This window comes from Paraburkholderia pallida (genome assembly GCF_004524855.1).
Lineage (GTDB): Bacteria > Pseudomonadota > Gammaproteobacteria > Burkholderiales > Burkholderiaceae > Paraburkholderia > Paraburkholderia oxyphila.
This window is the reverse complement of record NZ_CP038149.1, coordinates 2,129,864-2,152,826: the sequence shown is the minus strand read 5'-3', so window position 1 is coordinate 2,152,826 and position 22,963 is coordinate 2,129,864. Positions and strand designations below refer to the sequence as shown.

The 22,963-nt window shown below is 65.4% G+C and carries 19 protein-coding genes; 5 read left to right on the top strand and 14 right to left on the bottom strand.

All coding sequences use genetic code 11. The annotated features are described in order from the left end of the window. The first annotated feature begins 168 nt into the window (after window positions 1-168). Window positions 169-795 (top strand): thioredoxin fold domain-containing protein, encoded by a 627-nt coding sequence (locus E1956_RS24760; RefSeq protein WP_134753789.1) that lies wholly within the window; start codon window positions 169-171, stop codon window positions 793-795. Window positions 796-1,116: 321 nt separating this feature from the next. Here E1956_RS24760 and E1956_RS24755 read toward each other — a convergent pair whose 3' ends face one another. The 10 genes from E1956_RS24755 to E1956_RS24710 all read right to left on the bottom strand — a co-directional run bounded on the left by E1956_RS24755 (window position 1,117) and on the right by E1956_RS24710 (window position 13,221). After that, window positions 1,117-2,121 (bottom strand): DUF1571 domain-containing protein, encoded by a 1,005-nt coding sequence (locus tag E1956_RS24755; protein WP_134753787.1) that lies wholly within the window; start codon window positions 2,119-2,121, stop codon window positions 1,117-1,119. A 181-nt stretch (window positions 2,122-2,302) separates the two neighbouring features. Then, on the bottom strand, window positions 2,303-3,301 hold the full coding sequence (locus E1956_RS24750) for an alpha/beta fold hydrolase (protein WP_134754860.1): 999 nt from the start codon (window positions 3,299-3,301) through the stop codon (window positions 2,303-2,305). Between the two features lie 140 nt (window positions 3,302-3,441). Continuing rightward, the gene (locus E1956_RS24745; protein ID WP_134753782.1) at window positions 3,442-4,416 is read right to left on the bottom strand and encodes an alpha/beta fold hydrolase; all 975 of its coding nucleotides are present in this window, start codon (window positions 4,414-4,416) and stop codon (window positions 3,442-3,444) included. Between the two features lie 15 nt (window positions 4,417-4,431). Then, entirely contained in the window at window positions 4,432-5,331 is a 900-nt protein-coding gene (locus E1956_RS24740) for a metal-dependent hydrolase (protein WP_134753780.1), read from the bottom strand. After that, window positions 5,328-6,299: an SDR family NAD(P)-dependent oxidoreductase gene (locus E1956_RS24735; RefSeq protein ID WP_134753778.1), complete on the bottom strand. Its 972-nt coding sequence runs from the start codon at window positions 6,297-6,299 to the stop codon at window positions 5,328-5,330. Before E1956_RS24735 ends, E1956_RS24740 begins: the two co-directional genes overlap by 4 nt. A gap of 49 nt (window positions 6,300-6,348) precedes the next feature. Continuing rightward, window positions 6,349-8,055, bottom strand: coding sequence for a flavin-containing monooxygenase (locus E1956_RS24730; RefSeq protein WP_232071595.1), 1,707 nt, complete (start codon window positions 8,053-8,055; stop codon window positions 6,349-6,351). A 263-nt stretch (window positions 8,056-8,318) separates the two neighbouring features. Then, window positions 8,319-9,278, bottom strand: a complete 960-nt coding sequence (locus E1956_RS24725) for a MerR family transcriptional regulator (protein ID WP_134753776.1) — start codon at window positions 9,276-9,278, stop codon at window positions 8,319-8,321. 118 nt (window positions 9,279-9,396) lie between these two features. Then, window positions 9,397-10,230, bottom strand: a complete 834-nt coding sequence (locus tag E1956_RS24720) for an OmpW/AlkL family protein (RefSeq protein WP_167760131.1) — start codon at window positions 10,228-10,230, stop codon at window positions 9,397-9,399. A 202-nt stretch (window positions 10,231-10,432) separates the two neighbouring features. After that, the gene (locus tag E1956_RS24715) at window positions 10,433-11,695 is read right to left on the bottom strand and encodes a DUF2957 domain-containing protein (protein ID WP_134753774.1); all 1,263 of its coding nucleotides are present in this window, start codon (window positions 11,693-11,695) and stop codon (window positions 10,433-10,435) included. 122 nt (window positions 11,696-11,817) lie between these two features. Continuing rightward, complete coding sequence (locus E1956_RS24710) at window positions 11,818-13,221, bottom strand: DUF2957 domain-containing protein (RefSeq protein ID WP_134753772.1); 1,404 nt, start codon at window positions 13,219-13,221, stop codon at window positions 11,818-11,820. Between the two features lie 813 nt (window positions 13,222-14,034). Here E1956_RS24710 and E1956_RS24705 point away from each other — a divergent pair. Continuing rightward, window positions 14,035-15,057: a hypothetical protein gene (locus E1956_RS24705; protein ID WP_134753770.1), complete on the top strand. Its 1,023-nt coding sequence runs from the start codon at window positions 14,035-14,037 to the stop codon at window positions 15,055-15,057. Between the two features lie 386 nt (window positions 15,058-15,443). On the opposite strand, the gene E1956_RS24700 is transcribed toward E1956_RS24705, so the two are convergent. The 3 genes from E1956_RS24700 to E1956_RS24690 form a co-directional block, all read right to left on the bottom strand. Continuing rightward, window positions 15,444-16,445, bottom strand: a complete 1,002-nt coding sequence (locus tag E1956_RS24700) for an HNH endonuclease (protein WP_134753768.1) — start codon at window positions 16,443-16,445, stop codon at window positions 15,444-15,446. Window positions 16,446-16,835: 390 nt separating this feature from the next. Then, a complete protein-coding gene (locus E1956_RS24695) occupies window positions 16,836-18,716 on the bottom strand; it encodes an ABC transporter ATP-binding protein/permease (RefSeq protein ID WP_134753766.1) in 1,881 nt (626 codons plus the stop codon). Between the two features lie 10 nt (window positions 18,717-18,726). After that, complete coding sequence (locus E1956_RS24690; protein WP_134753764.1) at window positions 18,727-19,611, bottom strand: extracellular solute-binding protein; 885 nt, start codon at window positions 19,609-19,611, stop codon at window positions 18,727-18,729. A gap of 239 nt (window positions 19,612-19,850) precedes the next feature. Here E1956_RS24690 and E1956_RS24685 point away from each other — a divergent pair, with 239 nt between their 5' ends. The 3 genes from E1956_RS24685 (at window position 19,851) to E1956_RS24675 (ending at window position 21,428) form a co-directional block, all read left to right on the top strand. Further along, window positions 19,851-20,279 (top strand): TOBE domain-containing protein, encoded by a 429-nt coding sequence (locus tag E1956_RS24685; RefSeq protein ID WP_134753762.1) that lies wholly within the window; start codon window positions 19,851-19,853, stop codon window positions 20,277-20,279. 76 nt (window positions 20,280-20,355) lie between these two features. Continuing rightward, complete coding sequence (locus tag E1956_RS24680; protein WP_134753760.1) at window positions 20,356-20,970, top strand: nitrogen fixation protein NifQ; 615 nt, start codon at window positions 20,356-20,358, stop codon at window positions 20,968-20,970. A gap of 59 nt (window positions 20,971-21,029) precedes the next feature. Continuing rightward, window positions 21,030-21,428 (top strand): winged helix-turn-helix domain-containing protein, encoded by a 399-nt coding sequence (locus E1956_RS24675; RefSeq protein ID WP_232071593.1) that lies wholly within the window; start codon window positions 21,030-21,032, stop codon window positions 21,426-21,428. 60 nt (window positions 21,429-21,488) lie between these two features. Here E1956_RS24675 and E1956_RS24670 read toward each other — a convergent pair whose 3' ends face one another. Next, entirely contained in the window at window positions 21,489-22,823 is a 1,335-nt protein-coding gene (locus E1956_RS24670; RefSeq protein WP_134753758.1) for a DUF2325 domain-containing protein, read from the bottom strand. Between the last annotated feature and the right edge of the window lie 140 nt (window positions 22,824-22,963).

Here is a 22,963-nt window from a genome sequence, read left to right as displayed (position 1 = left end):
CCCGCAAACACTCACCTTTGTGCTCACCTGACAGTCTTGCCATAATCGCGTCAGGGGCGCGCCACGCCCGCGCCATAAGATACGGAGCTTCTTGCCAAGGCCGGTATCGAGCCGATTGATATGACAAAGGGCGCCTGACTGCACGCGCAGCATGCCCAAAGGTAAATAATGAAGAAGTGGATCACGACACTGATTACAGCGAGTGCCCTGAGCACACTGGGCGCATTGGCGGCTCCGGCATCGAGCGTGGCCGCCGACGAGACCGCGTGGCTGCCTGCCACGGCCACCGCGCAATTCCAGGGCGCGAGCGCGATTGTCGAAGGCGCGAGTGGTGCGAACGTCAAGTCGACGCTTTATGTCTTCATGGACCCCAACTGTATTTTCTGTCACCTGGTGTGGAAAGCGCTGCAACCGTATGAAGCCGTCGGACTCCAGGTTCACTGGATTCCAATGGGCTTTCTGAAGCCCGATTCCGCGGGCAAGGCGGCGGCCCTGCTGCAGTCGAAGAACAGCGCGGCACTCCTGAAGGAACTGGAGACGCATTACTCCGAGAAGGACGAATCGGGCGGCATCGCGCCGCTCGCGAGCATCCCGCCGGCCGCGCAGGCGCAGCTCGACAGCAATATGAAGTTGTTCCAGGACCTGGGTTTCCAGGGCACGCCCACCATCATTTATCAGGGTTCGGGTGGCCGCTGGGCCGATGTCGACGGCCTGCCGAAGCTCAGCATGCTGCCAGGCATGCTCAATTTGCCCGCGCAGCCGATCAAGGATCCTGAATTGCAGCGCTATCGTTGAGCGTGGAATTCAGGGCAGCGCGCCGCTGAGGTGAGCTGTTCCAGGAGACGCAGGCTCAGGGTGAGCCGCACGAGGTGCGGTAATCTCACCGGCCCCGGCGATGGTGAGGAATTCCAGGAGGTGCAGGCTCAGGGTGAGCTGCGCGAGGCGCGGCAATCTCACCGGCCGCGGTGATGGTGAGGAATTCCAGGAGATGCAGGCTCAGGGTGAGCCGCGCGAGACGCGGCAATCTCACCGGCACGGCAATGGTGAGGAATTCCAGGAGTCGGCAGATCCCGAAAAGCCTCACCTTTGCGCTGCGCGGTGCGCTGCCATCGCGCACTAGAACTTGTAGTCGGGGTTCTTCGGATCGAAGGCGTCGGCCTCGAAGGTCTTCGGCGTGATGCTTTCGATCACGATCTTTTCGAACATCTGGCCGTCATTGTCGTAAGCTTCGAAGGTGCGGAAATACGGGCGGCGCAGGTCGAGCCCGAGCGTCTGCTTCTTCGCATAGAACTGCGGCTTGCCGGCTGGCGAAACATAAGTGAGCGCCACCACGCGCACGCCGCCGATCGTCCTCACCTCCACTTGCGGCTTATACGGCGCGCCCACTTCGACATACTTCTTCGCGTCCGTCATGAACTGGCTCACGATGAACTCCGTGCCGAGGTCCGTGATCTTGTGATTCGACTGCGAGCGCGCGAGCGAGCCGTCGAGCGCCGTCCACATCGGCATGACGCCGAGCAGGCCGCCCAGATGCCCGTACATCTGGTCGGTGCGTTTGGAGGCGTCGTAGATCACCTCTTCGCCCGAATGTTCGCCGTCGGGCAGCCATTTCGCGTAGATGCGCAGGGGATCGTGCGTGAGCTTGACTAGCATGTGCGCGGGTTTGCTGGGCCACTTGCCGTTCAGGCGCTCCCAGCGCGAGAGCACGAATTCGTACGACGGATAGCCCGAAGGTCCGAGCTGGATGAGTGCGGGCACGACGACGGGATCGAACGCCTGAAACAGCGCCGTGAGTTGCACATCGCTCATCTTGACGAGCGCACCGCTCTTTTGTGCGCGCTGTAGCCAGCGCACCTGCTGCTCGAGAGAGAGCTTGCCGACTTCGGCGGCGGCGTTGCCCGATGGGCTCGCCGAGGCTGGCGTGGCGTCTTGCTGGGCACCCGGTTGTGTGCTCGCTTGTGCGCTTGCATCGGGCGGCGTGTTGTCTTGCGCGAAGGTCGCCGCGCTTGCGAAGGCGAGCGCCGCGCAGGCGAGCGGTGCAGCGAGGCGCCACGCACGCCACGCCGGCGCGCGAGCGGGCTGAGCGCCGGGCGGTGTCGGATGCAATGGATCGGTATTCATGGTTTGGCTCCCTGTGTCGCTATTTTTTTGAACGAAACGTCAAACAGAACAGCGAACGGCGTGACGAAAAAAGCGCGATGGTAACGGCTGCGCTGCGGGCTGTTTCTCAATTTCCTCATCGCGCAGAACGCGGCGCGCGATTCGTTTGCATTCCTTTCTAATAAAGACGCTGGCAGCATGACTATATCGCCGCCCGGCCGCCCAGTGGCGCCGGAGCAATGGGTGCTTGTGCGCCCTCGTGCTGGTCGACGGCGATCGGCCGTTCGTCATGCGCTTGCGTTGTGCCTGCGATTACCGCACGCAGCCAGTCGCAGGTCGCCGAAGGCGCGGTGACAGGCAGCATGTGGCCGCCATTGACGATCTTGAGCGTTACACATTTCGAGCGGCGGCGCAGAGCATCGCCGTGCCGCATCCAGTTGAGGACGATGTCGTCGCGGCCGAACAGCACGTCGACGGGAACCGTCAGGTCTGCGTAGCGTGGCTCCATCTGCTCGAGATCGTCCGAATCTTCGATGGCGATGAGATCCATGGACGCGTTGTGGAACCCCTTCGGTCGCACGCTGAGGAGCGCGCCGCCGCGCGTGCGGAAGTCCGCGGGCACCGCTTCGGGCGCGAACACGGCCTTGAGCGTCGCGGTGCTCGTGGAGAGGCCGAAGGGCGTGGCGAGCATATGCGCCATGAAGCGGCGCACGCGCGCCGAGCGTACGGCGAGCGCGCGGAAGGCCTTTGGAACCTCGGTCTGCTCATGGGTGAGCGGGGCGATGAGCGCGAGCCGCGCGACCGACCCCGGATGGTCGAGCGCGACGGCCAACGCGATTGCGCCGCCGAGCGAATGCCCCACGAGCACGGGCGCCTCGAGGCCGAGCGCGGCGATGAGACGCGCAACCGTGTGCGCCTGGGCGCGAATGTTGGCCGGCGTATGCGCGCCGCGCGTGGAGTACCCGGAGCCGGGCCGGTCGATAAGGATCACGCGATGCTCGCGCGCGAGCGCTTCGAGGGGCAGGTACGCGAAATTGCGCATCTGCCCGCACAGACCGTGCACGAAGACGATGGGTGGCCCATCGGCGTTGCCGCTGCCGTACTCGGCGTAATGGATGCGCTCTCCATCGATATCGATGTGGCGGCCATCCATCGGCACGGCCTGTTCGATGCGGCGCGTCGCGCGCCGCGTGAACGACATGAGCGCGGCGCAGGCAAGGGCTATCACGGCAATTCCCGTTACGAGGGGCAAGGCGATGGCGTTCACGCGATCCTCTGTTGGCAAGATGGAGAGAAGTGAAGAACACGGTGTTCTTCGTTGTCCGTACGACTGGCTTTGTCTCAGGTGCTTTCGGGCTCGCCGCGTTCCGGCGCAGCACGGAATGCCTCGATGTCGTCCGCGCATCGCGGCTGCGCCGACGCCGGCTGCGGGTCGCGCCTTGTCCACGCGATGAAACGTTCGATGCGCATGGCAATGAGCGGCGCGTCGCGCAGGACGGTCCAGTGCGTAGCGTCGATGACCTCGCGCCGGTAGCGGCCCAGCCATTGCGCGACGCCCTCGGAGAGGGCCGGCGTCACATAGCGGTCGAGGCGCGGCACGATGAACAGCACCGGCACCTCGGTGCGCCGCTCGCGCGGACGCCAGGCGCGCGCAATGAAGTTGGCGCGATAAAGCTGCAACCCGTTGATGCCGTTGCGCAGCTGATCGGGGTCGCGCTCCGCGCGCACGCCCTCGGTCTTGCCCAGCCACCACGGCCATAGCGCCGCGCCGCCGAGGCGCCACACGAGTTGTGGCACGAGCGGCAGATGAAAGAGTGCGATGTACCAGGACTTCAGCGTCTGCGAGAGACGCATGCGGGCGTGAAAGACATGATCGAGGCACGGCCCCGAAATTGACGTATAGGAGGCAATGCGCGTCGAGTTGGCCGGGTCGGTCACGGCTTCCCAGCACTGGATCGAGCCCCAGTCGTGCGCGACGAGATGAAACGGCCGCGCGCCACAGGTGGCGTCGGCCACTGCGGACAGGTCGCGGGCGAGCTGCGCGAGCCGGTAGTCCGCGCGCCGCTGCGGCGCCGCCGAGGCGCCCATGCCGCGCACGTCGTACGCAATCACGCGGAAACGCGTATCCAGCTCGCGGCGCAGCGCCGCCCACACGCGCGCCGAATCCGGATAGCCGTGCACGAGGACCAGCGGCGGCGCGTCGGGCGGCCCGCTCACGTACACGGCGAGGCGCACGCCGTCCGATATCACGTCGAGCCGTTCCGGCGCCGAAGGCGCGTCGTGCTCGCGTGAACTGCCGTGTCCCGCTTCGCTCATGGCGCACATGTTGCGTCAGGCGGCGCGTGGCGTGCCCGCCGGATGCAGCGGCACGCGGCGCGGCGCGGCCTGCGCAGCGTATTGCGCGTTGGTCTCGTCGATCTGCGCGATGAGGCCATCGATTCGTTCGAGATACTGAAGATTGTTGTGATCCCAAGGATGGAAGCCCGGCTTGAAAAAGCGCAGCCATTCGAGCGCGATGCCGGGGAACACGCCGTGGCGCGGGCCGTAGAGAAACTTGATGAGCTGCCAGCGGCCGCCGAACTTGCCGATGCGCCGCTTGTGCCGGCGCATGAGCGCGAGGTGATAGTCGAACACGATGACCCAGAACAGCACCGTCGTCGCGAGCATCGTGCCGGTGCGCATCAGATAGCGTTTTACGCCGGGCTCGATCACGAGATTCCAGACGTCAAACGAAACGGACTTGTGCTCGGTTTCCTCGAGCGCATGCCAGAGCCACATCTGCTTGTAGCCTTGCACCGAGCCTTCGATGCGCGTGCCGGTGTCCGCGAGCAGCAGGTCGGCGAGCATCGCGGTGTAGTGCTCGAGCGCCACGGTCTGCGCGAGCTGCAGCGACGGCGGCAGCACTTTGCGCCCGAAGTTCAGGATGGCCCAGAGACGCTTGTCGAGCTTGTGCGCGGGCAGGCCCGCCGCCTCCAGCAGGTCGTTGTACTCGACATGCTCGCGCGTGTGCATCGCTTCCTGGCCGATGAAGCCCATGACCTGCTTCTTGAGCTCGGGGTCGTCGATGCGGTCGCGGTAGTGGCGCACGGCGTCCATGAAAAAGCGCTCGCCGGCCGGAAACAGCAGCGAAAGCGCATTGAAGAAGTGGGTGACCGGCACGCCCTCGACGTGCCAGTCGCAGGCCCTTTCGGGCGGTAACGCGAAGCGGATGTCGCGCCGGATCGGCATCATGCTGTTTCTCCCTGATTGCTGTTGCCTGTGTTGTTGTTCCTTGTCTGTTCGCGTGTGTCGGCGGTGCCGCTTGACAGTCCATTGACCAGTCCGTTCGACTGTTCGCGGTGCGCGCGCTTGCGGGCCTTCGCGGCCTCGCGCCGCGCCTGGAGCACGACGAGCGACTGATAGGCCGCGGGCAGCACGCGCGCGAGCCAGTCCGCCATGCGGGCGTCGCGCCCGATCAGCACGCGCCGCGCGTTGCGGCGCACGCCGTTGAGGATCGTGCGTGCGGCGTCGTCGGCGGTGGTGATGAAGAACTTCTCGAATTCGTCCTTGCCGTGCTGCTCGCTCGCCACCATGAAGCCGACCATGTTCGGCGCCACGCGGCTCGACTGCGCGATGTTCGTGCGGATGCCGCCCGGATGCACGCAGGTCGCGGAAACGCCGCACTTCATCATGTCCAGCTCCTGGCGCAGCGATTCCGTGAAGCCGCGCACCGCATACTTGGTGGCGTTGTAGGCGCTCATGCCGGGTTGCGCGAACAGGCCGAACACGCTCGACGTGTTGACGATATGCCCGTCGCCCGAGGCCTTCAGATACGGCAGGAAGGCCTTGGTGCCATGCACGACACCCCAGAAGTTGATGTTCACGATCCACTCGAGATCGCTGTACGACATGCCTTCGATCGTGCTCGAGAGGGCGACGCCCGCGTTGTTGAACACGAGATTCACGCGGCCGTGCGCGAGGACGGTTTCATCGGCCCACGCGAACACGGCGTCGCGCTCGCCCACGTCGAGCACGCGTGTGCTTACGCGCACCTTGGGGGCGAGCGCGCGTACGATGCGCTCGGTTTCGGCGAGCCCGAGCGCGTTCTTGTCCGCGAGCGCGAGATGGCAGCCGGCGCCGGCGAGCTGGACGGCGAGCGCGCGGCCCATGCCCGAGCCCGCACCGGTGATCGCGGCGACCTTGTTGTCGAAGTGCTTCATGATGAGCGTTCTCTCCCTGGCTATGCGTGGCGTTGCGCTTCGTTGCGCTTCAGACGGCCTCGGTAGTCGGCGTGGTGACGGTGAGGGGTGATTTGGCATCCTCACGATGCGGCGCGCGAAATACCTGATAATCGGCGATCGAAAAATGCGCCGTGGCCTGCCGGAAGCGCCATGTGAAGCCGGGCCAGAGCGTGGTGTTCTTGCCGTTGCGCGGGTCGAGATACCAGCTCTTGCAGCCACCTACCGACCAGATCGCCCGGTCGAGCTTTTGCTGAATACGCGCGTTGTAGCGCGCCTCCACCTGCGGGCGCACCTCGATCGCATCGGCGTGATCGTGCTTCATCGCGTCGAGCGCGCCGAGGATGTACTCGACCTGCGACTCGATCATGAAGACCATCGAGTTATGGCCAAGCCCCGTATTGGGGCCGACGATCATGAAAAAGTTCGGATAACCAGGCAAGGTCGTGCCGAGGTAGGCATGTGCGCCGTTGCGCCAGGTTTGCACGATATCCGCGCCGCCGCGCCCGATGACCGCGCCGGGGGGAAACGGATCGGCCACCTGGAAGCCCGTGCCGTAGATCAGGCAATCCACCTCGTGATGCTTGCCGTCCGCCGTGATCACGCCGGTGGCGTCGATGCGCTCGATCGCGTCCGTGACGACGTCCACATTCGCTCGTGTGAGCGCCGGATAGTAGTCGTTCGAGATCAGCACACGCTTGCAGCCGATCGTGTAGTCGGGCGTGACCGCTTCGCGCAGCGCGGGGTCCTTCACCTGATGGTGGATATGCCGCAGCGCGAGCTTCTGCACGTTTTTCATCAGCGCGGGGTGGACCGCGAAGCCCAACACGCGCGACTCCAGCATCCAGTAGAGGCCCGTGCGCGCGATCTTCTGCGTGAACGGCAGCGTGCGGAACATCCATTGTTCGAAGCGCGAGAGCGCCCGGTCGGGCTTGGGCATGATCCACGGCGGCGTGCGCTGGAACAGCGCGAGATGGGCCACCTGGGGCGCGATTTGCGGCACGAACTGGATCGCGCTCGCGCCCGTGCCGATCACGGCCACGCGCTTGCCTTCGAGCGCATAGCCGTGGTCCCACTGCTGCGAATGAAACGCCTTGCCGTGGAAGGTTTCCGCGCCGGGAATCGCGGGCAGCGCGGGCCGCGAGAGGCCGCCCATGCCGGAGATCAGCACGCGCGCGGCGAGGCGCCGTCCGTTGGCGAACGCAAGGCGCCAGCAATGCGCGCCCTCGTCCCAGTGGGCGCTGGTCAGCTCGTGGTCGAAATGCAGCCAGGGCGAGAGGCGGAACTGCTCGACGCAGCGGTTCAGATACGCGCGAATCTCGGGCTGCGGCGCGAACATGCGCGACCAGCGTGGGTTGGGCGCGAACGAGAACGAGTACACATGCGATTGCACATCGCATGCGCAGCCCGGGTAATGGTTGTCGCGCCAGGTGCCGCCCACCGAGCCGGCCTTTTCGAATAAGGCGAAGTCGGTATGGCCGCGCTGCAGCAGACGGATCGCCATGCCGAGACCGGCGAATCCCGTGCCGATGATGGCGATGCCGAGCGGCTCGGCTGCGTGGCCATTGCCGGCCGCGTCTGAGCCGACCGCGCCTGTGCCGGCCGCGTCTGAGCCGACCGCGCCTGTGCCGGCCGCGTCTGAGCCGGCCGCGCCTATGCCGGCCGCGTCTGAGCCGACCGCGCCTATGCCGGCCGCGTCTGAGCCGACCGCGTCGAAACACCGGGTGGGTGCGTTCATCCGGAGCGTCTCCCTATGGTCCAGTGATAACTGTTACATTGAATAATGTAAACATAGTGGCTGAGGCGCATTGGCGCAAGGGACTAGAGGGAGCCCTCCAGTCAATGGCGCGCAGAGCAAAACAACGCGCCAACGCCCGTCAGACGAGGGTTTCGCGCCGAGGGCGAGTGAGGCGGATGGAGAGAAGCGGACGAGAAAAACGGGGTCTTAAGACAAGCCCGCGAAGGTGAGGCGGTTCGGAGTGCTCCGCCGCACGTGTTGGGTCAGCGCTTTTTGGCTGCCGCTTTGCCAGCCGTTTTACCGGCGGATTGCTTCGCGGCTGCTCTGGCCGATTTCGGCATGGCCCGAGCCTGGGAGGACTTCGTGGCCGCTTCATCCGGTTCGGGCGGCGCCTCCTGAGCCGCAGATGCGGAAGCTGCGCCCGCGCCAGGGCGTCGCCCCAGCGTCTGCTCGAGGATCGTGGCGACGCGCCCGCCCAGATAGGCGCTCGACTGCTCTTCGAGCGCGCGCAGGATTTCGTTCTCGACGAACACGGTGGAGAGGGGCCGCAGCCGCCAGATCGCGTCGACGAGCGCGGGCATGTCGGTGGCGGGCGGCAGGGCGCCCGCGTCGTAGCGATCGAGATGCCGCACGACCATCGCGACCAGCGCGCTCGCAATGGCATCGAAATGCGGGCGCGCCTCTTCGAGCACGTCCAGCAGCTCGCGCGCCGGAATGCCTTCGCGCACTGTGGCCGCGGCGGCGTCGAGCATGGCAGGGTTGCGCGCGACGAACGACAGGCCCTGGCGTTCGAGCAGCCCGAGCTTCGCGAGCCGCGTGAGGCTGCTGGGCACCTGCGGGCCGAACAGCTTGATCAGCTCGGGCAGGGAATAGGTTCTTGGCCGTGTGTGTGACCACGGACCGCCGATCGCATTCTCGAGACCGAGAATCGAGCGCAGGTCGCCGCCGTCGTCGATGGCCTTGATGAGGTCCTGGATGTTCGAAAGCGTATAGCCGCGCGCGAGCAGGTGATTGATGAGCTTCAGGCGCGCCACGTGGGAGTCGTTGTAGATGCCCACGCGGCCGCGCTTGTCGGGCGGCATGAGCAGGTCGCGGTCCTGATAGGCGCGCACGTTGCGCACCGTGGTGCCGGCCACGCGCGCGAGTTCGTCGACGGTGTATTCACTGTCGGCGGCGGCTTCGGGCGCGGTGTCGGTAACGGGGGGCGTGGGCGATTTCGGCATGCGCCGATTTTAGCAAGAGCCGTCGCGCGAGCGCCACGAACGCGCGTTGGCGCGCACGCGCCAGGCGTGCGGGATGCACGCGAGGCACGCAAAACGTGCGAAACGTGTGAAACGCGCCTCAGAACTTGTACGACACCGCGAGGAACGAGATGAGCGGATCGGCCTTGAGCTCGGCGCGGCTCACGGCGAGCTCGGTGCCGTCGGCGGCTTTCACGATCACCGAAGACGTGGTCTTCAGCGGAATGTACGTGAGCGAAGCCACGAGCCCCAGATGCGCCGTGATGTTGTATTCGGCGCCCAGATTGAACACGGGCTGCCACGACGACGACGCCTTCGCGCTCACCTGCGTCGCTCCGGGCTTGCCCGCGCCGGCGGCGAGCACGGAGCCCAGATCGTCCTGGGTGGCCTTCACGAAGTTCGGGTTGAGCTGGATGTCCGAGAACCAGTTGTACGAGACGCCGATGCCCACGAACGGGCGGAACTTCGCGTCGGCATTCCGGAAATAGTACTGAAAGATCAGCGCCGGGCTCCATTGGCGCACGCTCTGCACGATGGGGTTGGTGGCCGGGTTGTCGAGGTTCTGGCTGCCGAGCGCGCCCGCGGGGCCGGGCGGCTTGATCGTGCCGTGGCCGTAGAGCTTGAAGGTGGGCGGCACGCCCGCCACCGAGGAGACCGCAATGTGATCGGTCAGGAAGTGGGTGAACACGAGGCCGACCGTGTTTGCGTTGTTCGTCGACAGGCTCGTGCCTTGCGACGTGAATGAATTCGGCAGGCGCAGCGGCGTGTTGATCGGCGTGGGTGCGACGGTGGTCGTGAGCGGTGTGCTCGAGTCCTTGGGCGCGACGTGGAACCAGCCGAGCACGGCCACGTTGTCGCCCGCGTGCTGGGCGTGGGCGGTCGTGCTCAGCACGACCGCCGCCGCTGCCAGCATTGGCTTTGCGATACGTCTCATCATTCCTCCCTGTTCTTTTTTGCTGCTCTCAGGTTCGGGTGTCCCTGCCTGTTGCTGGCTTTGTGCGCGGCGGCCGTCTCATGAACGGCCGTTCCTGCGCACGCCAGACTGCACGCACGCGCTAGCGTGCGTGCAGGCGGTCACCTCATGGGCTGCACGGCCCTGGTTTATCCATGTGCGACTGCGCGAGTCATGGCAGGCGTCATTGCACGAAGGCGCCGGCCGTGAAATACGGCGAGGACGGATTCGTCATGTCGAGGAAGCTGAACACGCCGCCCGTGAAGGTCATCTTGCCGGTCGGGGTCGTGCCGGTCGACGCGTTCACGTGCGTGGTCGTCACGACGCCCGGCACGCTTTCCGTGAAGTCCAGATTGAGCGCGGTCGCGAGCGAAGCCTGCGAGGCATTGAACGGATCGAGCAGCGTGGCCTGCGTGCCGGCGAGCGCGAGCGTGCGGTAATCGAACTGGCTGTCCACGCTGATGTACTCGCCGTCCTGCGAGCCCTGCGCAACAGCCGTCTGCGGCGCGAGCACGGAGATGCCCGATTCGTCGTCGGCGACGGGGCCGGTCGCGCCGCTCTGCGGATCGACGCCCACCTGCGGATACGCCACGCCCGTGCGCACGAGCACCGGCATGAGTTGCCCGCGCAGCTTGCCGACGATCATGAAGCCCTTGGCCGCGTTCTGTCCGGTCACGAGCGTGGGCTTGACCTGCCCCTGGAAGTGATCGGTTTCAAACGCGCCGCTGCCATCGGCCGATGGCGCCAGGTTCGTGCCCGGCTGCTGGCATTTGCCGGCGTTCACGCCGGTGTTGTCGCACTCGGTCCACGAGCCGTCGGCGTTGATGGTGATCTTCGCGTCGACGGCCGCGGGCAGAAAGTTCTGCGACGGCACCTGGTGATAGCCGAGCTGGTTATACGTGCCGGCGACGTTGGCGATATTCGTCTCGATCGACGAAAAGGCGATGAACGGGTAGTACGGGAACGTCGTGTCCGGCACGACGCCGATGCCGCCCGATCCCGCGAACTGGATCTGGGCGCCCGGAATCGTGCCGCCCGCCACGCCTTCGCCGATGAACACGCGCGCGGGGCGGTTCGGATCGAGGCTCGCGCCGTTGAGCTGGAACGCGCACTGATTGAGCTTCGCGGTGGGCAGTCCGGTCTCCTGAGTAATCGTGCCCGACACCACCTGGCCCTTGCGTGTGGGCGTGACGGTGCCCGTCGTGGCCGGGATCGGCGACTCCACATAGGTGATTTGCCAGGTCTTCTTGGTGGTGTCGATCTGAAGCTTGACGACTTCGCCGTCGCCGCCGCCGCCCGTGTAGACGGTGTTGTAGTCGAGCGTGGTCGGACAGAGTGAGGTTTCGACGAGTGGCGGGCTGCTGTTGCCGCCGCCACCGCCGCACGCGCTCAGCGTAAGCAGCAGCGGCGCGCCAACGCCAAGCGTCGCGATGATCCTGGATTTCATACCGCGTCTCCGGTAGTTCTTGTTGGCGGGGCGCAGGCTCCCTGTCCTTGCGCCCCGGTCGGGCTTCCTTGAATCGATTCGGCATCCGAACGAATTGGCGTCGGATGCCTGCCGCGCGACGCTTACTGCGGCTGGATCAGCGCCCCCACGCCGAAGTAGGGCTGGTTCGGGGTGGCGCTGTTGGCCGAGGTCGACGTGACGCCGCCGTTCTCCTCGCCGTTCAGGAAGATGCCGTACAGGCCGCCTACCGCGATCACGTTGCCCTTGTTGCCGTTGCCGTCGACCGCGCCAATCAGGCCCGGTTGCGTCTGCGTGTAGTCGAGCGTGAACGTGCTTTGCGTCGTCATCGTCGAGGGCTTGAGGAAGCCCGCGGTCTGGCCGTTGATGAGCGTGGCCGTGTAGGCGAAGTTCGAATCGGCGCCGATATAGCTGCCGTCGAACGCGCCCGACTTGAGCGTGGTGGCCGGCGCCATCAACGCGATGCCCGATTCGTCGTCTACGTGGGCGTTCGTGAGGTTCTCGTTCACGTAGCCGGTGCGCACGACGATCGGCACGATCGCATTGTTGAGCTTGCCGAGGATCAGATGCGCCGTCGCGCCGTTGCGCTGGACGACGAGCCCGAGGAGCGGGCCGACGAGCGGCGTGCCAACAGGAGTGGGCGTTTCGATTTGCGGCGCGTTGGCGCTGTCGAAGTAGCTGCCGTTCGCGTCAGCGGCCCACGTGCTCGTGGCCGTCGCGCAGCTCGTGTTGGTTGCGCCGGACGGTACGCTGCAGTTGCCGCTCGCATCGTACTGTTCCTGCGTGACTTCGGCTGCGGGCGCGAAGTTGTTCGACGGCAGGATGTGATAGAGCAGCGCGTTATATGAGCCCTTCAGGTCGGCGATGCTCGTGCTCACCGACGAAAAGCCGATGAACGGATAGAAGTCGAACGAACGGGCCTTCACATTGGGGAAGAGCGTGGAGGCAAGCTGGTCGCCGCTGAAGTCCACGGTCGCGCCCGGAATGCCGCCGCCCGCCACGCCGAAGCCCACATAGATGGTGGGCGGATTGTTGGCGTTATAGGCGGTCGTGTAGGTGCTGCCGCCGATCGTGCCGGTGCCCTGCTGAAGCTGGAACGCGCAGGCGATCTGCGCGGCCGTGGGCAGCGAGCCGCTGGGCGGATGCTGGACCGCGCCCGTGACCGTGAGACCCGCACGCGTGTTCTGCACCGAGCTCGAGTTCACCGGAATCGGCGACGCGAGGAAGGTGAGCGAGTAGGTCATCCTGGTGGGATCGATGTTCAGGCTCACGACTTCGCCGCTGCCCGCGCCGCCCAGGTAGGTGTTTTTGGCGATATCGGCGGCGGCCGGGCACAGCGCTGTGGTGGCGGGCTGGCTCGCGGGCGGGCCCTGGTTCGCGCAGGTCGATCCCGAGCATTGTGCCGGGGTGACGGGCGCCGGATCGCTGGCGTTACCGCCGCCACACGCGACCAGCAACGGCGTGGCGGCTGCGGCCAGCACAATGCAGCGGAGCATGCTCTCCAACATGTGTGTTCTCCCTGTTTCTTAATAATTTATGCGCTGAAGATTGGATCATGACATTGGCCGCTGTCAATTGAACGAATCACTCTAAAACTGGGCCGTGCGGCAGCGCGGCTCGCACCGGCATGGCCTGAGCCGCCTGCAACAGGGGTTTGTCCCGATGTGTTTGCGTGGCTCGTCATTGGCGCGGCGGGGCCGCCGCGCAATCGGCGTTCCCGGCGAACGTGAGGCTTGTTGCGTGCGAATCGTTCGGATTGCAAGATATTTGAAGGGGTCGATGAAAGGCTCGAGGCAAACCCGATTGGCGCATAGTCGAAGAAGGCGCGATGCGATCGATTCGGGCTGCCAGCTAAATCGACTAAGTGATTCGATATCCAAAGTAATTGGAGCGTGCGCAATGGCGTCGTTAGTGAACTGCGTGAGCGCTCAAAGGTGAGGGAATTCGGGGGTCGATTTTGGGGGGCGGCCAGCAAAGGTGAGCGTTTTCGGGGGCGCGGATGCCAGGCATGCGGCGAGTGCCGAAAAAATCGCCGATGACTGGGTAACCGGGTTCGCAAATGGCAAAGGTGAGTGTCTGCGGGAGCAGATATTCACTGCGAGGTGCCAAAAAGCGTTTTTTTCCTGCACGTTGATAAGTTGCTTCGCGGATTTTTCTTGGCAAAGCGTCTGGGAGAATCTGCAAAGGTGAGCGTTTTCGGGAGCGGTGCGCTACGGCACGCTGTCATAGAGGGGCAGTAGGGAAACGGTATAGTGACTCGCGATATGCGCTGGCCGGCTCGTCCCTCGAGCGTCGCCGACGCCGCGCTACGGAGTTGCACCATGGGCTTTTTCGACCGACTGTGGCCACGCAAACGCGCGCTGCCGGTTCAGGAGACGGCGCAGACGCGCGCGCTCGTCGAACGGCTGATCGTGCTCAGCCCCTCGCTGAAGCTCGCGCGCGATTATCGCGAGCGGCTGCGCCCCGCGCTCGCGCAATCGATTACGTACGTGCGCGACATCGTCGAGCGCCTGCCGCCCGCGCGCGAGGCGAGCGCCGCAAACTGGCTTGCCGATCCCTATATTCACGCGTTCTTTGCCGTGCCCGACGAGATCGCGCATGTGCTGAGCCGCTCGCCCGATCTGCATGCGTGGTTCGAGAGCCATCCGCTCGCGCGCGAAACCTGGGCGGTGCTGGGCATGGCGATGAACGAGCGCCGCGGCTTCGGCGTCGCGCAGCAAGGCGACCACGTGCATGCCGACGTCGCCCAGACCACGCTGAGTTTCGACGATCATCAGGTGCGTGTGTGCGGCGAATCCGAAGCGGATCTGCGCGAGCACATCGTGCAGCGCGTGGTCGAGCAGATCGCGCTGGAAGGTCTCGCGCAGATCGGCGCTGACGAGACGCGCCGCGACGCGCTGGAACAGGAGCGCGCGCTGCTGCGCACGCGCCGCCAGCTGCTCACGCGTCAGGGCGCGGGCACGCAGAAGATGGTGGGCGAGCGCGCGATCGCGAACGCCGCGGAGCTTGCGCAACTGCAGGCGCAAATCGAGGCGAACGAGCAGGCGCTCGCGGCGCTCGGCCTGAAGACGGATGCGCTCGAGCATGAAATGGACGTGATTTGCGACGTCCTCACGCATCCCGCGCAGCACGCGAACGTCGAGATGAAGCATGTGCGGCTGAGCCCGATGAACGTCGTGATCGAGCACGGCGCGCCGGGCGGAGGCGCGGAGATCGTGTTTCCGCTCGCGCATCTTCCGGCCAGTCCGCAGGGCGTGCGCGCGTTTTCGCTGATACGCTTCGCGCGCTCGGATCTCATGCCGCTGCCGAGGGTATTGGACGAGGATAGCCGCTTTGTGATTTGAGCCGGAGGCGTTCGCAATAGGGCGTCGTCGCGCGGAAGGTGAGCGTTTTCGGGAGTAGGTCTTGGTGTGCGAGGCTGTTTTGACTCAGCGTAGGGTGAAGCGAATCGATTCAGATTCATTCACCGGTGATCCGAAGCGCGCGCAAAAAAATGCGCGTTTCTTCCATTGATAACGGTGAAAAATTTCATGGGACTCCCAGGTCATGGAACATGCTTTACTAACGCACATGGCACAGCGGCGCGCAAGCGGTAAGGTGAAGGTTTTCGGGAGACATTGGTTCTGGGGCGTTCACACAAGAATTAGGTGAGTCAAGAGTGCGGAATCTGTTCACCTCCATGCGTTCATGGTTATTGGTCCAAGCCTTCCTCTCGCGTGAATCATATGAATTAGCCAAAGTCAGCAAGATTTTGATTTCGACGGCGGCTAAACAAATTCCAGTGCTCCACCAGTGCGTGGCTGTCGGGACCGGAGGTTTCATTTACGAACAGTTGTGCGCCGTCGTAAGGCGCGTAGCCAATTGCCAGCAAAGCTGGGTGCAGGCTGACTGCCATGCTTTCCGGTTCAACACTCAGTAGGTAAAGGTCAAACAGGGTGTGGAGGTCGCTTCTAAGCAGCAGACCGTTCAGGACGCCATTGTCATTTGTTTTTGCATACGGGCGGATATGTGCCGCTTCAACCAGTCCCGGGAAGGTGCACCTGGTGATTTGGCATGCCGAGCCGTAGCGTTTGATGAGCCGCTCGCGAAATTGACTTTGCCCGCGCCTAAGGCTTATTTCGCGCATTACGCGGCGTCTCGCGTCAATGATTGAATCCGGCGGCGATTGGGTTTCCTCAAAGGAGTCCGCCGCAATTGCGTCGATGTAGTCGAAGATGACTTCACGGCAGCCGGCGTCCGGGAGAACCCATGCTTCTATTTTGGCCAGATCGATCTCTTTGATCGACATTTGATCGCTTGGTCTAATGACCGCTTCATTTAGGAGTTCGAGAGTCAAGTCTTCCGGCGCACTTCTATAAGTAGAACCGTAGTGAGCGGCGTAAGTATCAACCTGAACCACCTGTCGTGCTGGTTCGTCGAACAGGTGTTGATTCCGGCATGCCCATTGTGGCCGCTTTGTCGATCGTCGCTTTATGCTTGTGACCTGACATACAGGGCAGCGCAGCCGTTCCTTTTCGCCGTTCTCAGAGGTTATCTTCGTAATCTCTGCAATGCCCAGAACCTCGGAGCCGGAGCGCAGAACTATAACGTGGCCTTCTTCTACTTGCCGGTGGTTGGCAACATCGCTGTCGTACCGGTAGATGGACGACGGGTCGTCATCATATCCAGTGTTTCCGCCGTATTGCCGCTTTCCATCAATTGTCAAAAATGACCACGCACGTGGACTCTTCACGAAGCCTCCGTTGTTCTGTCAATCAATCGTCGCGTGCCGATTGTCGTAGGCAGAATCCGAAAAGGCAAATTTGGATGACGGTGGATCTGTGGCGCGAGTGTGAATTCAATCTCGCTTAGGGGAAAGCCTTGTCAAAAGCAAGCGCATGGGTCGAGTTGCCATCGCGATGACACACTGAACATCTTTGGATTTTAGGCGAGGGCAATGGTCACGCTTGACGGCATCCGCCAAAGGTGAGGTTATTCGGGAGCGGTGCGCGCGGTCGTTTCGAGACACTAACCGTTCGAGCAGAAAGCCTTGAAAACGCTGGAAAACAAGGCCTTCTGCCTGGTGTCGAAATACCCGGCATCGCGCCGGCGATGCCGTAGCGAGACCGAAAGGTGAGCTTTTTCAGGGGTGAGCGGCGGGCCACACGGTGACGCCCGCGGGATCGATCTCGAAGCGCAGGGCACGGGTGTGCTGGCCACTGTGCGCGCAGGCGTGCGGCAACGCCGCGTCATCGGCGGGAATGTCGAACGTTTCGCCGGCCAGCTCGAGCGTGACGTAGCGGTCGCCGTGACGCAGCGAGACGCCGGCGAGGCGGCCTTCGAGCGAACCGCCGGGCGTCGCGCACAGCGCGCGTGGCGACACGCGCCACATCACGCGCGTACCTGGAGCGTGCGGCGTATCGAGGCTGGCGCTACTGCACGGCAGACGCAGCCCGCCCGCCGTTTCGATCTCGCCCGACTCAAGCACGACGCCAACACCAATGTTGTGCAGTCCGAGCAATTCGGCCACCCGCAGCGACGCAGGCCGGGCGAACACCTCGTCGACGGGACCGGCCTGCAGCGTGTGGCCGTGCTCGATTACGAGCACTTCGTCGGCGAGCAGGGCGGCTTCGTCGGGGTCGTGGGTGACGATCACGGTCACCGCGCCAATCTCGCGCTGCAGGGCGCGCAGCGACTGCTGCAGCTTGCGCCGGCGCGGCGTGTCGAGCGCGGCGAACGGCTCGTCGAACAGCAGCAACTGGCTGTGCCGCGTGAGCGCGCGGGCGAGCGCCACGCGCTGGCGCTGGCCGAACGAGAGCTGGCGCGGCAAGCGCTGCGTGAGCGTGTCGAGGCCCAGATGCGCGAGCCAGTAGCGTGCGCTGGCGGCGTCGGCATCGACGGGAAACGCCAGTTGCTGCGCCACCGTCATATGCGGAAACAGGCCATAGTCCTGCGGCATGTAGCCGATCTGGCGCCGCTCGGGCGGCAGCGCGCCGATGTCGGTCGCGCCGAGCGAGACGAAGCCCGCGTCGTTCTGCTCGAGGCCCGCGACGATACGCAGTGCGAGCGACTTGCCCGAGCCCGACGGCCCGATGATCGCGAGCCGCCGCGTGCGCGGCTGCCAGGCGACGTCGAGCGTGAAGGCGCCCAGGCGCCGCTGTGCCGCGAACGCGAGGCGCAGATCGCCGGCGTCCGCTGCCGTGGCGGCGGGCGTGAATGCGGTGAGCTCGTCGCCGTTGTCGACGCTCACCGCGAGCGTGGCGCGCGCGCCGCGGCTGTAGACCGAGAGCACCGCGCAGACGATGGCGATGGCGAGCGTCGGCAGCAGGAGCGGCATCATCGCCGGCAGCCCCTGGCCGCCGAATACCACGTAGGTGTAGACCGGTAGTGAGTACGGGTGATAGGCGACCATCACCGTTGCGCCGAATTCGCCGAACGCGCGCAGCCACGCGAGCGCGAGCCCCGCGCGAATGGCGGGCCACGCAATCGGCAGCGTGACGCGGAAGAAGCGGCTGGCGGCGTGATGGCCGAGCGTGGCGGCGACGTCGTCGTAGACCGGATCGACGGCGGCGAACGCCGAGCGCGCCGCGACGATCAGGAACGGCGCGGCCACGAAGGTCTCGGCGAGCACGATGCCGGTGAAGGAGTCGGTGAGCGAGCCGTTGAAGAGCTGGCCAATGGGGCTATACGGGCCGATCAGGAACAGCAGCAGCACGCCGCTCGTGAGCGGCGGCAGCGCGAGCGGCAATTGCACGACGAAGCCGAGCAGGGCGACGCCGCGTGCGCGCGAACGCGCGAGCCAATAGCCGAGCGGCACGCCGCCCACGAGGATGATGAGCGAGGCGACGCTCGCGCTCGCCACCGAGACGCCGACGGCCGACCCCATGGTGTGCCAGTCGACGCCGGTCCAGTCCGCCTGCTCGATCTGCGGAATGCTGGCGAGAAACGGCGCGCACAGATAGACCGCGAGCAGGGCGCCGAGCCACCAGAGCGGCCTTGCGGCGCGCTGCGCGGGTTGGGTCATGGCTGCTGCATCATTGCTGGGCGGCGTCGATCACGGCCTGCACCGAAGGCGGAATGGCCTGCGCCTCGCCCTTGACCGTGGGCTTCGTGACATCCACGCCGTGCTCGGCGAGCAGCTTGCGGCCTTCCGCGCTCAGGAGGAAGTTGACGAAGCGCGCGGCGCCCGCGTTATTCGGAGCGTCGTTGAGGATCGTGAGCGTGTAGTTGGCCTTGATCCCCAGCTCGGGTGCGGGGTGGATCGACGGAATCTTCAGGTCAGACGTTTCGGTCGAGTAGAAGAAGCCCGCGTCGAGCTGGCCCGACTGCAGACGGCCCACCAGCGTTTCTTCCGGCAACACCTGGGCGGGATTCTCGGGCGCGCCGAGCGTCTTCTCGACGAGGTCGGGCTGGTTATAGGCCTGTGCGGCCTTCGTCATCAGCTCGACGGTGAAGGCGCCCTTCGGGTCGAGCTTGGGATCGGTGCGGCCAACACGGATGCCCGGCTCTTGCAGCACCTGATCCCACTTCTTCGTCTTGAAGTCGGCGGCGAAGCGGCTCTTTGGGTTATAGCCGATCAAGAGCGGCGATTCGGCAAAATTCACGTACCACGAAACATGATTGCCGTTCGCTTCGCCCATGAGGTTGGCGTTGACTTTCGGGCTCGCGCTGATGAACACGTCGCCGCGGCGCAGCTTGCCCTTCACTTCGTTGGCGATCTTGTTCGAACCGGCTGCGTAACCCTTGAAGTGCAGGCCCGTTTCTTTCTCGAACGCAGGACCGACGCTCTTTTCCATCAGATTCACGAGCGAGCCTGCGTAGAGCACGTTGACGTCGCTGTCATCGGCCGCGAATGCGCTCGTGCTTGCGGCGAGCACGCCCGACATCACCACGACAGATGCGATCAGCTTGCGGATCATTTCTTCTACCCCGTAGCGTTATAAAGGTTCATATATTACGACGGACTGTCGGGTTCATGCACCTGGCCACATGGCCAATCTTCCCGATAACACCTGTGCGTGATTCGGCTGCGCGGCTACACTGGGCGTCTGCATTCGGACATCTCGCCGGCGCGCGCCGCGCCGGTTATTTCGTCGTTTCGTGAAATCTCAACTTTGCATGGGGCCGCACTCAACGTGCGGTTCAACAGGAGGCAATCATGCGTACCAGCGCCCGTAATCATTTCTCCGGCCAGATCGCCGAGGTCAAGGCCGGCGCGGTCAACGACGAAGTCACCTTGCGCGCCGACGGCGGTCTCGAGATCGTCGCCATCATCACGCATGGCAGCGCCGCGTCGCTGGGCCTCGCGGCAGGCAAGAGCGCGTTCGCGCTCGTGAAGGCTTCGTCGGTGATCGTCATGGTCGACGCGGACGCCAGCAAGGTCTCCGCGCGCAACGTCGTCGCGGGCACCGTCGCTTCGGTCACGAAGGGCGCCGTGAACGCCGAGGTCGTGATCGCGGCGCCGGGCGGCGCGCAGATCGCGGCCATCATCACGAACGAAAGCGCGGACCGCCTCGGCCTGGCAGCAGGCAAGGCGGCTTCGGCACTCTTCAAGGCGTCGAGCGTGATCGTGGGCGTGGACGCCTGATTCATACGCGCGTACGGCCTGCGCTGAACCGGCTCGCACGCCGGTTCTCGCGCGTGCAACCGCAATCGCGACCGACATGACCGAGACCTTGCCCGGCCACGCGGCGGCGCCCGATTTCGAGCGCCGCGCGGCGGCCTGCCGCGACCGCCTGACCGGCGTGCCCGGCGGTGCGCGCTCCGGCGACGCGTGGCTGTTCGCGCGGCTCGTGGCGGCGCGCGAAGTGCGTGGCGAACTCGCGTTGCTGGGGTTATCGGCGCACGCGTTGACGGCGCTCGCCCAGCGGCATTTCACGGCGGACGCGGTAGTGCCGTTGATGCATCTTGCGCATCAGGCCCCGGTCGTGGAGGCAACGCATGCCGCGTTCGTGGCTTCGATGCGCGAATTCCTGATTGGCCTCGCTGCGCCCGACGTCGATGCCGCCGACGCCCAGTGTCTTGCCACGATCCTCGCGTATGCGTGTCTGCGTCCCGATCACCTATGGCGCGATCTGGGACTTTCCGGCCGCGACGACGTCACGCAGATGCTCACGCGCTTTTTCCCGGAAGTCGTCGCGCGCAATCGTGAAGGCCTGCGCTGGAAGAAACTGCTCGCGCGCGAACTGGCACGGGCCACCGGCGGCGTGCCGGGGCCTGCGCCGGGTTGTCCGGGCTGCGAGGATTTCGCCTTCTGCTTTCCGCAGGGGCACGAGTAGCAAGGCCGCCAGCCGTTCGGCAGACCGAATGGCCCAGACCTTCATGTATGCTTGCGCCCATGACCCCACCCCAAAAAGATCAGACCCAGGCCAGTGCGTCGACACGGCGCGGCGAACCTGAAGTGCGTTTTCGCATGCGTGTCATGCAGGACGGCACCATCGCGCTCGGGCCAGGCAAGGTGCAATTGCTGGAAGCCGTGCGCGAGCATGGCTCGATTTCCGCGGCGGCGCGCAGCCTGAACATGTCGTATCGGCGCGCGTGGCTCCTCATGGACGAACTCAATCGCGCGCTCGAATCGCCGGCCACCGTGTCCGAGCACGGCGGACAAAGCGGCGGGGGCAGCACGCTCACGCCGGTGGGCGAAGAGATCATTCGCCTCTATCGCGGCATCGAGGCGCGGGCCGCCGCCGCGTGCGCGCCCGAAATCGAAGCGCTGAAGAAACTCGTGAAGGGCTGAGCCCGCACCTGCACGCGCGCGTCATGCGCGGTTTCTGCCGGGCGCACGATTGCGCGCTGCCTAGCCGTGGCGCAGGCAGAACCGCGAGACGGGCACGGCGGTCAGCGCAGGCGTGGCACTCACGTGCAGTCGCATCATCAATTCGACGAAGCTCGCGAGGCTCGCGGTGCGCAGCGGGTGCCAGCTTACCCGGTGGCGCTCGCACACGCGCTTGAGCGTGGCCATCGAATCGTGGTCGATGCAATCGACCGGAAACACGGCCAGGTCGGCGCCTGCGAGCGAGGCCGCCAGCAGGCCCTTGCGGTCCTCTAGGCCACCGTCGTGCACCGTGAGCTCGCCACCGGCCGCGGCCACCCAGCGCCGCAGCGCGTGATTCGATCCGGGGCGTCCGCCCACATAGACGATGCGCCGTCCCTTGAGCGCCTCGCGCGGCAGCGCGCGCGGCGTGTCGTCGTCGTCGGGCTGCGCCGCGGTTTCCATCGCGTGCGCCTCGGCGCGCAGCGCCTCGATCAGCGTGTGCGCTTCGTCAAGTTGCGCGCGCAACGTTTGCAGGGTGCTCGCGTCCGCGGCGGCGCGCTGCTCGGCGGCTTCGCGGCGGCTCGTTTCCAGCGCAAGCCGTGCGTCGCGGGCAGCCAGCGCCTCGTGCAAGGCCGCAAGCTGCGGCGCCGCTTTGTCGTGCGCATTGTCCTGCGATTCGGACCGCGCAGCCGCGTGCGACGACTGCTCGTCCAGCGCCTTGCGGGCGTCGTCGCGCTCGCGGCTCATCTCGTTCAGACGCAGCTGCTGGCGCTCGATCTTCGCCTGCAAGTCAGCGTTTTCCTCCTCCAGCGCCACGAGGCGGCGCAGATCGGCGCGGTTCGCTGCGCCCACGAGATGCGAGAGCATGTGCAGGTCGCCGAACGCCGCCTGGCGCACTTCCATCGTCGTGGCCGGATGCGTCATCAATGCCCAGTAGGCGGGGGGGATGTCGCCGTTCGCGCGCGCCTCGTTCCAGAGCGCGAGGACCGCGTCGACATCTCGCGCGGCGGCAAAGCGCCGAAGCGCGCCGGCGTAACGCGTGTCGAGCGCCTTTTGCAGCGCCTTGCTGAGCGCACCGCCCTGGATCGCGTGCTCGACCGCGGTGTGGTGAATCTCGAGATCGCTCGCCCGCTGGCCGTCGAGCGGCGTGTATTTCGGCACGAGCTTGCGCAGTTCGTGTGTGGAAAGACAGGTGCCGATGATCGAGCAGTGCAGATGCGCGTCGAGATCGGCGAGACGCGTGCGGCGCCGCGAACGGTCCAGCTCGGCCTGAGAAGGACCGCAACAGGCGGCGGGGGCGATGGCGCGTAGATGCGGCGCCTCGTCCGGCGTCGCGGCGCCCGGCGTGCGGGCGAGGCGAAACGGCGGTGCGTGCATGGTGACCTCTGATCCGGTTGGGAACGCGGGATGGCGATGCGCGTGGCGCAGCCGTTCGCGATGCCGCGCGGCTGCTTGCCGAAAGCGCAATATACCATGGAATATAACGTGATCGGGCCGCTGAACGCCCCTTGCGGCGC

What these genes read in the sequence shown, in the direction of transcription:
- E1956_RS24760 (WP_134753789.1), top strand. Translation starts at nt 169, where the DNA reads ATGAAGAAGTGGATCACGACACTGATTACAGCGAGTGCCCTGAGCACA.
- E1956_RS24755 (WP_134753787.1), bottom strand. Translation starts at nt 2,121, where the DNA reads ATGAATACCGATCCATTGCATCCGACACCGCCCGGCGCTCAGCCCGCT.
- E1956_RS24750 (WP_134754860.1), bottom strand. Translation starts at nt 3,301, where the DNA reads ATGTCGTTCACGCGGCGCGCGACGCGCCGCATCGAACAGGCCGTGCCG.
- E1956_RS24745 (WP_134753782.1), bottom strand. Translation starts at nt 4,416, where the DNA reads ATGAGCGAAGCGGGACACGGCAGTTCACGCGAGCACGACGCGCCTTCG.
- E1956_RS24740 (WP_134753780.1), bottom strand. Translation starts at nt 5,331, where the DNA reads ATGATGCCGATCCGGCGCGACATCCGCTTCGCGTTACCGCCCGAAAGG.
- E1956_RS24735 (WP_134753778.1), bottom strand. Translation starts at nt 6,299, where the DNA reads ATGAAGCACTTCGACAACAAGGTCGCCGCGATCACCGGTGCGGGCTCG.
- E1956_RS24730 (WP_232071595.1), bottom strand. Translation starts at nt 8,055, where the DNA reads ATGAACGCACCCACCCGGTGTTTCGACGCGGTCGGCTCAGACGCGGCC.
- E1956_RS24725 (WP_134753776.1), bottom strand. Translation starts at nt 9,278, where the DNA reads ATGCCGAAATCGCCCACGCCCCCCGTTACCGACACCGCGCCCGAAGCC.
- E1956_RS24720 (WP_167760131.1), bottom strand. Translation starts at nt 10,230, where the DNA reads ATGAGACGTATCGCAAAGCCAATGCTGGCAGCGGCGGCGGTCGTGCTG.
- E1956_RS24715 (WP_134753774.1), bottom strand. Translation starts at nt 11,695, where the DNA reads ATGAAATCCAGGATCATCGCGACGCTTGGCGTTGGCGCGCCGCTGCTG.
- E1956_RS24710 (WP_134753772.1), bottom strand. Translation starts at nt 13,221, where the DNA reads ATGTTGGAGAGCATGCTCCGCTGCATTGTGCTGGCCGCAGCCGCCACG.
- E1956_RS24705 (WP_134753770.1), top strand. Translation starts at nt 14,035, where the DNA reads ATGGGCTTTTTCGACCGACTGTGGCCACGCAAACGCGCGCTGCCGGTT.
- E1956_RS24695 (WP_134753766.1), bottom strand. Translation starts at nt 18,716, where the DNA reads ATGACCCAACCCGCGCAGCGCGCCGCAAGGCCGCTCTGGTGGCTCGGC.
- E1956_RS24690 (WP_134753764.1), bottom strand. Translation starts at nt 19,611, where the DNA reads ATGATCCGCAAGCTGATCGCATCTGTCGTGGTGATGTCGGGCGTGCTC.
- E1956_RS24685 (WP_134753762.1), top strand. Translation starts at nt 19,851, where the DNA reads ATGCGTACCAGCGCCCGTAATCATTTCTCCGGCCAGATCGCCGAGGTC.
- E1956_RS24680 (WP_134753760.1), top strand. Translation starts at nt 20,356, where the DNA reads ATGACCGAGACCTTGCCCGGCCACGCGGCGGCGCCCGATTTCGAGCGC.
- E1956_RS24675 (WP_232071593.1), top strand. Translation starts at nt 21,030, where the DNA reads ATGACCCCACCCCAAAAAGATCAGACCCAGGCCAGTGCGTCGACACGG.
- E1956_RS24670 (WP_134753758.1), bottom strand. Translation starts at nt 22,823, where the DNA reads ATGCACGCACCGCCGTTTCGCCTCGCCCGCACGCCGGGCGCCGCGACG.